This window comes from Pseudoalteromonas sp. C2R02, from assembly GCF_018860845.1.
Classification (GTDB): domain Bacteria; phylum Pseudomonadota; class Gammaproteobacteria; order Enterobacterales; family Alteromonadaceae; genus Pseudoalteromonas.
Genome location: NZ_JAHKQC010000029.1, coordinates 176,355 through 188,342 on the forward strand (window position 1 = coordinate 176,355; position 11,988 = coordinate 188,342).

The window sequence follows — 11,988 nt, forward strand, 5'->3', positions numbered from 1 at the left end:
CTTCTAGCGCTTCATTTATGAGCTATTAATAACTAATTTATTTTCTGCTTATCCACTTCATCTAATTTAATCATATAGGCATTTCGTCCTATCCCTTTAAACTCTTCATCGGTAAAAATTACAGTATTATTATCAGAAAATGTGACAGCTTCTTTTTGTGTCACTATACCTAAATTAATTTTGTAAGCATCTCCCGAGAAAAAATCATCCCCAGTCCAGTTTTCGAATAACCAAAGCCGCTCAGAATCTAATAATACTAGCTTACTCCGATCTGGGCTCAAAGCTGCTGAGGTGATCCAACATAACTTTTCATGTGTGGTACAAGTATTAAAATTACTGATATAGCGCGCCTGATAATTATCAGCGTGATCGCCAATTTTATATAAATTAGTATCACCATCAAAAGGTTCCGTTCTGTTTTTAGAAAATAAATACAGCTGTTTTTTATAAAAAACAAACGCTTCTAAATCAAAGTTTTTTTCAGATTCCTTTGGTGGGTAATTAACTTGTTCTGGATAGGTGAATTTTATAATTTCAGCTTCAGTGGTATTTCCTTTTATATCTATCGGATTTTCTATCTTATAAATAGTTAGCCATTGACGCATATTTTCATTATTGCCAAAATCACCAATAAAAAAATGGCCAAAATCATCTTGAGTCATATCTTCCCAATCTAAATTTTTAGCATTGGTGATAGTAATGGTTTTTTTTATAGAACCATCTTTTTGTATTTGGTGTAATTTCGCCCCATTTCCGCCATCATTTATCGCCCAAAAGTTCTCAGCTTTATCCATTTCAATACCTGAAATTTCTTTTAACTCAGGAGCCAAGGTCACAACTTTTTTACTGTAAAGCTGATAAGTTAAACCGCCTATTAATAAAAACATTAAAATTGAGGCTAAAATAGTTATTCTGATAACTGTTTTTTTTATCATTTAATATCTAACCCTTCACCCAATTCTATTGGTAATTCTGAGCTTGCGCCCCACTCGCTCCAAGAACCATCATAAACAGCTAAGTTTTCATAACCTACAATGTGTGCACCCAGTGCTAAAATGCATGCAGTAACCCCAGAACCACAACTAAAAATAAGTGCATCTGCATTCGCCGCCAATCTTTTATGAAACACAGTTTGCAAAGCATCTTTATCAAGCATAAAGCCATTTTTTACAATATCCGAATAAGGCATACTTCTTGCGTTTGGAATATGACCAGCTCTCATTCCCGCTCTTGGCTCTTCTGCATCACCTAAAAAGCGATTTTTTCCTCTTGCATCCAAAACAAGGTAAGATTGATTACCTAGCTGGGCCAGTACAGCATTTTGATCTACAAAAGTATCAGGATTATAACAAGCTATAAAATCACCTGAATTTTTAACTTTCTGATAAGACTCAGTGATAGGATAACCTTTTGCTAGCCAATCAGGTAAACCGCCATCTAATACAGCAACATTATCAAAACCCATAGCTCTAAACATCCACCATGCTCTCGCACTGCTATATATCCCTTTTTCATCGTAAACAATAATGCAGCTATCATTATTTATGTCAAACTCACGCATCAAACTCTGAAATTTTTCTTCGCTTGGCATCGTATTCGAAATAGGCGAATCTAAATCACATACCTCTTTACTAAAGTCAAAACGTCGTGCACCTTGTATTATTGTTTCTGCTTTATATGCTGCTTTTGATCCAGCCTGCGCCATACTGGCATCAAAAATAATAAGCTGTTTATGATTAATATTGTCATTTAACCAATCAGTTGTAACTAAAGGACTTGATAGGAGCATATTAAAACCTTTTTTATGTTTATCTTAACCTTAGTATACAAAAAAAGCCCTTAGGTATAATCCTAAGAGCTTTTTATAATTATATTTTTTGCCACAAAGTGGCCTTAAATAAAACTGCTCAGCAGGTTTATTTAACTATTAAACCATATTCTTTATCTAATAACTCAATCACTTCAGCACGTGGATCTTCAGGGATCACAATTTTTTTGCCTATGATCTTAGATGCGATACCAGTATAAGTCTCTGATACATTCATCATGACATCTACAGGTAATTTATAACCTTCCGCTAACTTAAAGCGCTCATCCATACGATCTTTATTTAATAAAACATCGCTATCTGGTACGTTTTTAATGAGTAGTTGACGGAAACCTTCTTTTGAATTTTCAACAACTTTGCCATCTCGAAAAGCAGGACCATCCCATATACGAGATGAATCAGGCGTACCTACTTCATCAATATAAATCAGCTTTTCAGTGCCATCTAATTCTGAAACATAACCAAACTCAAATTTAGTATCTACAAATACTTGATCTAATTTCGCGAGTTCATCAGAGATTAACTTAAAGCCTTCTGTTAATAACTTTTCATATTGAGAGACATCATCTAATGATTTGAAATTAAATACGTCTAAGTTATTTTCAATGTTTTTACGTGTGATATTTACATCATCAACTTCAGGAATTTCATCAACGCCTGTGATAATGCCTTTTGTTGAAGGCGTGATTAAAACTTTATCTAGTTTCTGATTTGACTCTAAACCTTCAGCTAGTTCATTACCACAAAAATCTCTTACGCCTTTAGCGTAATCACGCCACATACTACCTGTGATGTATTGACGTGCAATCGCTTCAACCATTACAGGCTTAGCTTTGCGTACAATCCAAATATATGGATGTGGAATATCAACAATATGATTACCCGCAAGGCCAGCTTTATCAAACATATTAAACCAATGCGCAGCAACGCTATTTAACGCGATACCTTTACCTGGCACACCATTTAATCCATTTTCACCTTGCCAAATACAATCAAAAGCAGAAATACGATCAGAAATAATCATAATTGCTAAAGGTGTATCTGTAGGAATACCGTAAGACTTCTCTTCGATTAAACGAGCACTATCTTCTGGTGTTAACCAGTAAACAGAACGAACTTTACCACTGTGAACATCACCTTGTGTACGAATAGGTAAATCATCATTAACGTCTAAAACTTTATAAGTGCTCATTGTTTCTCCGAAAGGATAACCATCAATTTTAAGCGGCGTATTTTAAGCCAGTATCAATAAAATCACAATCTCTGAGGACACAACAATGCAGATATTTCACAAATTATTTACTGAATTTTTTTCACTTAAAAAATTAACCAAAAATAATTTACAACTAAAAGTTCGATATCTAAAAACTTCATGTTTATCGAGTCAGGCTATAATTACAATGTAATGCAAGTTTTGTTAGAATAGCTGCCAAATTTATATGGAGCCTAATTTATGCCAGCTTATGTAGTAGGACACAAAGTACCAGATTCAGATTCAATTGTTGGAGCAATCGCTCTTGCATATTTAAAAAACGCAATTGGTGAAGAAGCAATTCCTTCACGTTTAGGTGAGCTTTCACCTGAAACACAATTCATTTTAGATAAATTTGGTTTTGAAGCACCAGAACTAAAAATGAGCTACGCCGGTGAAAGCCTTTATATTGTAGATCACTCTGATATTGCATTAGCACCAGATGATGTTGCAGAAGCGACGCTTCTTGGCATAGTTGATCACCATAAATTAGGTGACTTAACATCAGATACGCCTCTTGAGTGTTGGATCCGTCCTGTTGGTTGTAGTAACACAGTTATCAAAATGATGTATGATTTCCATAACGTTGAAATTCCTAAAGATATTGCTGGCATGATGATGTGTGCAATCTTAAGTGATACAGTTATTTTTAAATCGCCAACTTGCACTACAGCTGATATCCGTTGTGTTGAAGTACTCGCTGAAATTGCAGGTATTACTGATTACAAAGAATTAGGCATGGAAATGTTTAAAGTAAAATCAGCAGTATTAAATACACCTATGCGTGATTTAGTAATGCGTGATTTTAAAAACTTTAATATGAATGGCACAAAAGTAGGCATTGGCCAATTAGAAGTTATCGACCTTGCTATTTTTGATGAAATGAAACCTGACTTAGAAGCTGATATTGCAAAATTAAAGCAAGAAGAAGGTCAACACACTGTGCTTTTATTATTAACTGACATAATGAAAGAAGGCTCTGAGCTTTTAGTTGTAAGTGATGACTTATCTCAAATCGAATCAGCTTTTGCAGCAACAACTGACAACAAAGTATGGTTAGATGGTGTATTAAGCCGTAAAAAACAAGTAGTTCCACCACTTGAAAAAGTATTCGCTTAATTTTTTACTATCAAGCTAAGCTATAAAAAAGATGTGCATTGCACATCTTTTTTTTGGTTCAAACTTTAATTATCATAATGGATATTAAGCACCTGGAGCCATAATTGATGTTGCACCAGTTTTAGCTAATTCAGCTAAATCTTTATCAATCCAGAACAATGCTTTACCGTCTTCACCAACAAGTTTAATTTTATCTATAATGCCATTAAATAACTTTTCTTCTTCATGTTGTTCTGCAACATACCATTGTAAAAAGTTAAAAGTAGAATAATCATGAGCAGTAAATGCAACATGCGTTAATTCATTAATACGCTGAGTAATTAAACACTCATGTTCATAAGTTGCCAGGAAAATATCACCCAAAGAGTTAAACTCATGTGGTGGCGCTTCAATTGTGCCTAAGATCGGCATAGCACCCGTTTCACTTACGTAAGTGAATAAGCGATTCATATGTTCCATTTCTTCTATTGCATGTTTACGTAAAAATTCAGCAGCACCTTCAAAGCCTTTATCTTCACACCAAGCACTCATTTGCAGATATAAATTTGAAGAGTAAAACTCTAAATTTATTTGTTCGTTCAATTTTTCAACCATAGCTGGTGCTAACATAAAAATACTCCTAAAAAATGTAAGTCGCTATTGTTCTGTAATTAAAGCTAAAAATCAACATACTATCAGTTATTACCTTAGGTATAACAAACGTATATCCATTTACACGTCTGCATATAACTTTTCCGTACCTTTTATAACAAAAAAAAGTATCTTTTTAATTACATTTATTTTACATTTGTTCCCGCTTTGATCATTTTTGAATCAAAAGTGAATAAAAGACAACAATCCAGGGAAAATAAAAAATGAATAATAATTTTAATAAAAAACTACTCGCTATGGCTATTCCAGCAATATTAGCGACAGCAAATGTGCATGCAACAGACTTAAATATCAATCAAACCGAGATGAAGTTAAATGGCCAAACTTTTGGTTCTACACAATTCATCATTAAATATAAAAATAACTTAGCAACAATGAGTGAACAATCAATATCAAGTGCACTAAATAATAATAAAAAAGCGCAAAATTTTGTTCAAGGTTTTAAATCCCTAAAAGCAGAAAAAACACAATATATACGTTCAATGGCAGTGCAAGATCATCATGTTGTTCGCGTAAACAAAAAAATGAATGCAACTGAAACACAAGCTTATATGCAAGAAATGTTAGCTTCTGGTCAGGTCGAATTTATTGAAATAGATCAAATGCTAAAACCGTTTGCAACACCTAATGATCCGCAATACAGCAGCCAATGGCACTACTTTGAAAATAATGGTGGATTAAACTTACCTACAGCTTGGGATAGTGCAACTGGATCTGGTGTCACTGTAGCAGTATTAGATACAGGTTATCGTCCACATGTTGATTTAAATGCAAACCTATTACCTGGCTACGATATGATCTCGGATATATCAGTTGCAAATGATGGCGGTGGTAGAGATTCTGATGCAAGGGATACAGGTGATGCCGTAGCAAAAAATGAATGTGGTACCAATGACGCTTCTAATTCAAGTTGGCATGGAACACACGTTGCTGGAACAATAGCAGCCGTGACTAATAATGGTGAAGGTGTTGCAGGCGTTGCATACAATTCTAAAATCGTTCCTGTACGTGTATTAGGAAAATGTGGTGGTTTAACATCTGATATTGCTGACGGTATCATTTGGGCGTCAGGTGGTTCTGTTTCAGGTTTGCCAACTAATACAAATCCAGCAGATGTAATTAACATGAGTTTAGGTGGTAAAGGCTCTTGTAGCTCAACAACACAATCAGCAATTAATACTGCTCGTGCAAACGGTGCAGTAATTGTGATTGCTGCAGGTAACTCAAATGATAACTCAGCAAACTATAATCCAGGTAACTGTTCTGGCATTATAAATGTAGCTGCTACAGGCAGAAATGGTGGTCGTGCCTATTATTCAAATTATGGTAATAATATTGATGTTGCGGCACCAGGTGGCGCGCAAAGCTTTGCCAATGATTCAGAAGGTGTGTTATCGACTCATAATTCTGGTTCAAATGGTCCATCATCTGATAGTTACCACTACAGCCAAGGTACATCTATGGCTGCTCCTCATGTAGCTGGTGTAGCAGCTTTAATTAAGCAAGTAAAACCAAATGCAACACCTGATGAAATTGAAACTATTTTAAAAACAACTACACGTAGCTTCCCAGCAACTTGCTCAAGTTGTGGTACAGGTATTGTTGATGCAGCTGCAGCTGTTGCTGCTGCCGGTGGTGGCACAACTACACCTCCAACTGGTGATAATGTACTTGTCGATGGAGAACCTAAAACAGGATTATCAGGTACTAAAAGTAGCGAGACTTTCTATACTATTGAAGTACCAAGCGGTGCAACAAATATTAGTTTTGCGATGAGTGGTGGCACTGGTGATGCTGATTTGTATGTTCGTGCTGGCGCAAAACCAACAAGCTCAACTTATGATTGTCGCCCTTATGAAAGCGGAAATGCTGAAACTTGTTCAATAGATAACCCGACTGCAGGCACTTATCATGTAATGATAAAAGCTTATAGTGCATATTCAAATGTGAGCTTAAAAGCGGATATCACAGGTGGTAGCACAGGCGGTGGCTCTCAAGCTGGCGGTGGTACTGTAAATGATGTTTCTGCAACGGCAGGAAACTGGGCGCATTATACTATTGACGTACCTGCAGGTATGGCTTCATTTACTGTAACGAGTTCTGGTGGCACTGGTGATGCTGATTTATTTGTAAAATTTGGTAGTCAAGCAACAACAAGTAGCTATGATTGTCGTCCTTATAAAAATGGTAATGCAGAAACTTGTACTTTCTCTAACCCTCAAGCTGGTACTTGGCATTTAAGCTTAAATGCTTACAGAACATTCAGCGGTATTACTTTAGACGCACAATATAAGCCTTAATCAATCATTTTAAGTTTTATATTTAATCAATACGGCTGCTGTTAAAGCAGTCGTATTTTTTATAAATTGTTATAATAATTCTAAAATAGCTTCAGCTTTACTGACTTCAAATTGCTTTTCTGCTTCAATGTTTAAATGCGTCACCTGACCATTATCAACTATCATAGCGTAACGCTTTGAACGAATACCACCAAAAACACCTGTTTCTTTATCAAGCCCTAAAGCTTTAGTAAAAGCCGCGTCACCGTCTGCAAGCATAGTGATATGTTCTGCATTTTGGCTATCACCCCAAGCTTTCATAACAAAAGCGTCATTTACAGATATACAAATTATATTATCTATGCCTTTTGCAAAAAATTGTTCTACCAAAGTAATAAAACCAGGTAAGTGTGAGGCTGAACAAGTAGGTGTAAAAGCCCCTGGCACAGCAAATAAAACAACCTTTTTATTTGCAAATAAATCATCTGTATTAGGATTGCTCATACCTTCACTTGTTAATAAATTAAATGTCACTTTAGGGAGTAAATCACCGACTTTTATCATGCTATAAATCCAATATTAATTAAAAGTACTTAAACTAACATAAACCTAAGCTATTACGTACACTTTGCATTTGTTGTTGCAAACTTTCATAAACATGCCCAACTAACTTATCTGATTCTCCCACTTGTTGTTTCATTTGTGCCATCGAATGGGAGAAATTTTCAAGCAAACCATGCTGCTCTTGTGCAAATTCTCTTGCTTGCATCGCCACTTGGCTGGCATCTTGCGCGTTTTTAGCCACTTGCTCTGAATTCACTTTTAATTGTTCAGCATTATTTGTTTGCATTTGTGAGTCATCAGATAATGCGGTGATCTGAATTGAAACTTGATCGGAACTTTTAGTTAATAAATCAAGCTGTGCCTTAATATCACCTAAAGAACACTGAGTTTGTTGGGCTAATTTTCTCACTTCATCAGCCACTACCGCAAAACCTCTACCATGCGCGCCCGCTCTTGCTGACTCTATCGCTGCATTTAATGCTAATAAGTTAGTCTGTTCAGCAATAGTTTGAATCACATCGACAACTTTATAAACATCTGCAACACCTTTTAGCAATTCATTTAAACTCGTTAATCCTTGTTCTACCCTTTGTTGCGTTAAAGAACTAGCATTTAACATAGACTGCGAATAATCCAAGCTTTTATCCATAGCTACAAAAGTGTTTTGTGCATTACCTTCAACTTGCACATTTACAGCACTGACTTGTTCACCAATTTTTTTTATATTTTTTAATAAAAATTCATTTTCATCAACACGAGTTGTTGTTTTATTTGAATGTCCTGTGATGTTTTCTAAGTTATGACTCATCTCTTGCATAAACTCATTTATTACATTGAGCATCTTAGCTTTTGCATCATCTTGTTCGCGCTGCCTTTGAATTAATAAATTAAAATAATTTGCAATTTGTCCAACTTCTGTGTGCTTAGCTGAATTATCAATTGCTTTTAAATCATTGCTTTCAATAAGATCTTTAAATGCATCCCTCAATGAGATTAATGGATTTAATACTTGTTTTAACTGTGCCCAATAAACAATACCAGCAAGAATAAATAAACATCCTATACTGATGCAAAATACGACTAATATATTTTTTTGAACATCCCCTTGATGTTCACTTAACTTCACTTCAGCATTAAGTACTACCGCAGTTAAATCAGAGATCTCTTTTCTGAGCTGTGCTACACCTTCTAATCTTTCCTTAGATTGACTGATAGTATTATTTAATTCTTTTGGGTAACGTTTTGGCCAACTAATTAACTCTGACTTAATTTCTTCAGCTAAATCTTCAGGCTCATCATCTGTTAATAAAAACTCATCCTCATCAACTTGTTCAAATATACCTAAGTTTGGGATTTTATTTATCTCGAGTGCTAGCTGATTTAACTGAAATAAATACTGATTAATTTGATTTTCTTTTTCTTGAGAGTAGATGGATGATAGGGAGGAAGTTAGTTGAGATAGCAGCAAAACCTGATTTAAGTAGTCACTGCCTTTTACTGTATATTGTGCTGCGAGCCATTCTTGATCGTCTTTCGCTTTTTGTGCGTAATGAATAAGTGAAATTGCAGAGCCTGACATCTGACGAATAGCATTATCCAACAAAGCATTCTCATTACCTGACAACTTACCTAGAGCACGATACTTACCATCAATACCTACTATTAGTAAATCTAACTTTATATTTAACTGTTCTTTGAGCTCAGTTGGAAGGATTTGTAATTGATTCTTTTTTAAATCTAGTATTAATTGGCTAGATTTATTTAAAGCTAAACTATCACCTGTACTGAGGTAATCTTCAACATTAGCTGAAAGTGATACTAAAATAGTATTTTTAAGCTGATTATAATCATCGTCTTGATTTTTAAGGGTGAGAAAAGCATTACTGGCCCAAAACAAAGTAATCGCCAATATTAAACTTGCACTAGACAGTAAAATTGCTAATAAACGTGTAAAGGAGGAAACTCGCATAATTCATACTCCGCGTATCATTTGCACGCAAGGGTATGACTGGAACATTACAAGCTCATGTCACTTACGTGACATAAATATGACAAACAGGAAATAACAACCAAAAACTATGAGGTCATCGCAGCCAAAACATAAACATCAAACCTATTTTTTTTAGTTTCGATTTTCATTGAAGGGGTTTTATCATTTAAGAATGGCGCATAATCAGGCCTTTTTACTACCACTCTTTTAGTTGCTAATGATAAAGCATCTGGCAGTAAGTTATCTGCATCTAAATCTGCACCTACAAGAGATTGAAAAACGCGCATTTCTTTTTTTACTAATGCTGATTTTTCACGATGAGGAAACATAGGATCTAAATAAACCACATCTGGTTTTAAATCTGTTGAAGGTAAAAGATCATGACTACTACCAAATATCATCTGCATATTTTCCTGCATCCAAGAACCAATTTCAGCATCTTGATAAGATCTTTGTAAGCCATCATACAATAAAGCAGCTACAACAGGATGACGTTCAAATAAAGTTACTTTACAGCCTAAAGCAGCTAAAACAAATCCATCCCTACCAAGACCAGCCGTGCCATCTAAAACACTAGGGGTTGCTCCTTTATTTAACCCTATTGCCTTTGCAATTGCTTGCCCTTTACCACCACCAAACTTTCGACGGTGGGCTGCAGCACCAGTGACAAAGTCAACTCTAATAGCACCTAGCTTTTTTTCATCTGTTTTGAATAAAGATAAACCAAGTTCATCATAAACTAAAGAAAAGTCACTTTTTGAATCGAACCATTCATTTAACTTAAATTGCTCTTCTAAAAAAGTGATATATTGCTGTTTTTCGGTTAAATTGCTTTGAATAATCAAGTGGAAATCCCATTACAGATGAGCAAAGAATTATACCAACTTGATTTTATTCAAACAACATTGATTTAATCGACATTTAATGAGTACTAAATTTAAAACAGTTCAATATCTGTTTGTGAGGTTACTTCATTAGCCACAGCGTTATCTTGCTCATTCGTTAAACGCTCTAATAAAGAGGCTCTTTGCTCCATAATATGCGCCATATAACGAATCACATCATCAAATGCAGTTCTAATCCCTTCATTGATATTTAAATTTTTCTCTAACTCTCTAACAGTATGTTCAACTGAATTTAATACATATTCCTCTTGGTCAGTTTCTAAGCCTAAATTAGGAATTGTATTCACAAAATTATTATACAAGGTATCAACTAAGCTAACCGATACCTTGGTATGCTTATATAAATCTTCTATTTGTGTTCTTAAGGTGCTATCGACTAAAGAAAAGGTATCTGTTATTTCATTTGCTTGTTCTAATACAAGATCGTTGACTTCCATCGCTTGTACTTTTGCGTTTGTTGCCTCCAAAATATGGGGGAATAAATCTTTATAGCGCCCATATAATGCAGCATCTGATAAAGGCATATTTTTTACAAGAATAGAAACATGGGGGTAGTTAATGATTGTTCTGGCACCAAAATCAATAAACCGCTCACCATCAACACATTTTTCTAATAGCTCTTGCTCTAATGGACAAACAACACCTTGATTACTATAAAACTTACCTTCACCTCGATACCAATAAACCACAACCACATTCAAACTAAGGGGCGTAAAAAATTCCATAAAATAGTCAGTTAGGGCATCTAAATTATGGGTATGATAAGTTTGACCAACATAACGCATCACCCTGCCCATATCACCAGAGTCCGTCATCGCAATTTCAGCTGTAGTTTGCGCTTGTTCAACATCTACTTTTAACGAATCACAATTTTTTCTGTATTTATATAAAACATCTATACGAGCTTGTAATTCTTCAACTTCAAAAGGTTTAACAATATAGTCATTACCACCTGAGTTATAACCACGCACACGCTCAGTTAAAGCGCCTTTTCCAGATAAAAACATCACTGGAATATCAGCCGTTGATGAATCTTTTTTTAATAATTCACATACTTCATAGCCATTCATACCCGGCATTTCTACATCTAACAATATAATGTCGGGATTATTCTTTACTGCACTTCGGATCCCTTCCTCACCATTACTTGCATGTATCACTTTGCAAAAGTCTTTAAGTGTTTCTTCAACTACACGGTGAATAAATTTATCGTCATCAATTGCCAATATCATCTTTGACATACACAATTTCCCTTGTTGCAACGCATACCATTTTTAAAATAAGTATAAAAAGCATAGTTGCCTTTGATTAAATTGCTAATTTATTCAATTAAATATCATTGAATTAATTATATTTCAGGCAAAAAAAAAGCACCTTAGGTGCTTTTTATATAATGCATA

Annotated in this window: 10 protein-coding genes; 2 read left to right on the forward strand and 8 right to left on the reverse strand. The window is 34.9% G+C overall.

Annotated elements, in window-relative coordinates:
- Positions 1–32: 32 nt before the first annotated feature.
- The 3 genes from KO527_RS11480 to KO527_RS11490 all read right to left on the reverse strand — a co-directional run bounded on the left by KO527_RS11480 (position 33) and on the right by KO527_RS11490 (position 3,020).
- Entirely contained in the window at positions 33–935 is a 903-nt protein-coding gene (locus KO527_RS11480; protein WP_216040431.1) for a hypothetical protein, read from the reverse strand.
- A complete protein-coding gene (locus tag KO527_RS11485) occupies positions 932–1,789 on the reverse strand; it encodes a sulfurtransferase (RefSeq protein WP_216040432.1) in 858 nt (285 codons plus the stop codon). The genes KO527_RS11480 and KO527_RS11485 overlap by 4 nt, the downstream gene beginning before the upstream one ends.
- Before the next feature lie 127 nt (positions 1,790–1,916).
- Positions 1,917–3,020 (reverse strand): phosphoribosylaminoimidazolesuccinocarboxamide synthase, encoded by a 1,104-nt coding sequence (locus KO527_RS11490; protein ID WP_216040433.1) that lies wholly within the window; start codon positions 3,018–3,020, stop codon positions 1,917–1,919.
- 261 nt (positions 3,021–3,281) lie between these two features.
- Here KO527_RS11490 and KO527_RS11495 point away from each other — a divergent pair, with 261 nt between their 5' ends.
- Positions 3,282–4,199 (forward strand): manganese-dependent inorganic pyrophosphatase, encoded by a 918-nt coding sequence (locus KO527_RS11495; protein WP_216040434.1) that lies wholly within the window; start codon positions 3,282–3,284, stop codon positions 4,197–4,199.
- 84 nt (positions 4,200–4,283) lie between these two features.
- Here KO527_RS11495 and ftnA read toward each other — a convergent pair whose 3' ends face one another.
- Positions 4,284–4,808 (reverse strand): non-heme ferritin, encoded by a 525-nt coding sequence (gene ftnA, locus KO527_RS11500; protein WP_216040435.1) that lies wholly within the window; start codon positions 4,806–4,808, stop codon positions 4,284–4,286.
- Positions 4,809–5,053: 245 nt separating this feature from the next.
- Between ftnA and KO527_RS11505 the strand changes: the two genes are divergently transcribed.
- Entirely contained in the window at positions 5,054–7,150 is a 2,097-nt protein-coding gene (locus KO527_RS11505; protein WP_216040436.1) for a S8 family serine peptidase, read from the forward strand.
- Positions 7,151–7,219: 69 nt separating this feature from the next.
- On the opposite strand, the gene KO527_RS11510 is transcribed toward KO527_RS11505, so the two are convergent.
- From KO527_RS11510 to KO527_RS11525, 4 genes are all read right to left on the reverse strand, one after another.
- Positions 7,220–7,693, reverse strand: a complete 474-nt coding sequence (locus KO527_RS11510; RefSeq protein ID WP_216040437.1) for a peroxiredoxin — start codon at positions 7,691–7,693, stop codon at positions 7,220–7,222.
- Between the two features lie 34 nt (positions 7,694–7,727).
- Positions 7,728–9,662, reverse strand: a complete 1,935-nt coding sequence (locus KO527_RS11515; protein ID WP_216040438.1) for a methyl-accepting chemotaxis protein — start codon at positions 9,660–9,662, stop codon at positions 7,728–7,730.
- A gap of 107 nt (positions 9,663–9,769) precedes the next feature.
- A complete protein-coding gene (locus tag KO527_RS11520; RefSeq protein ID WP_216040439.1) occupies positions 9,770–10,528 on the reverse strand; it encodes a class I SAM-dependent methyltransferase in 759 nt (252 codons plus the stop codon).
- A 92-nt stretch (positions 10,529–10,620) separates the two neighbouring features.
- Positions 10,621–11,829, reverse strand: a complete 1,209-nt coding sequence (locus KO527_RS11525) for a response regulator (RefSeq protein ID WP_216040440.1) — start codon at positions 11,827–11,829, stop codon at positions 10,621–10,623.
- Between the last annotated feature and the right edge of the window lie 159 nt (positions 11,830–11,988).

Coding starts and splice junctions, on each gene's coding strand:
- KO527_RS11525 (WP_216040440.1), bottom strand. CDS start 11,829: ATGTCAAAGATGATATTGGCAATTGATGACGATAAATTTATTCACCGT.
- KO527_RS11515 (WP_216040438.1), bottom strand. CDS start 9,662: ATGCGAGTTTCCTCCTTTACACGTTTATTAGCAATTTTACTGTCTAGT.
- KO527_RS11495 (WP_216040434.1), top strand. CDS start 3,282: ATGCCAGCTTATGTAGTAGGACACAAAGTACCAGATTCAGATTCAATT.
- ftnA (WP_216040435.1), bottom strand. CDS start 4,808: ATGTTAGCACCAGCTATGGTTGAAAAATTGAACGAACAAATAAATTTA.
- KO527_RS11510 (WP_216040437.1), bottom strand. CDS start 7,693: ATGATAAAAGTCGGTGATTTACTCCCTAAAGTGACATTTAATTTATTA.
- KO527_RS11485 (WP_216040432.1), bottom strand. CDS start 1,789: ATGCTCCTATCAAGTCCTTTAGTTACAACTGATTGGTTAAATGACAAT.
- KO527_RS11505 (WP_216040436.1), top strand. CDS start 5,054: ATGAATAATAATTTTAATAAAAAACTACTCGCTATGGCTATTCCAGCA.
- KO527_RS11480 (WP_216040431.1), bottom strand. CDS start 935: ATGATAAAAAAAACAGTTATCAGAATAACTATTTTAGCCTCAATTTTA.
- KO527_RS11490 (WP_216040433.1), bottom strand. CDS start 3,020: ATGAGCACTTATAAAGTTTTAGACGTTAATGATGATTTACCTATTCGT.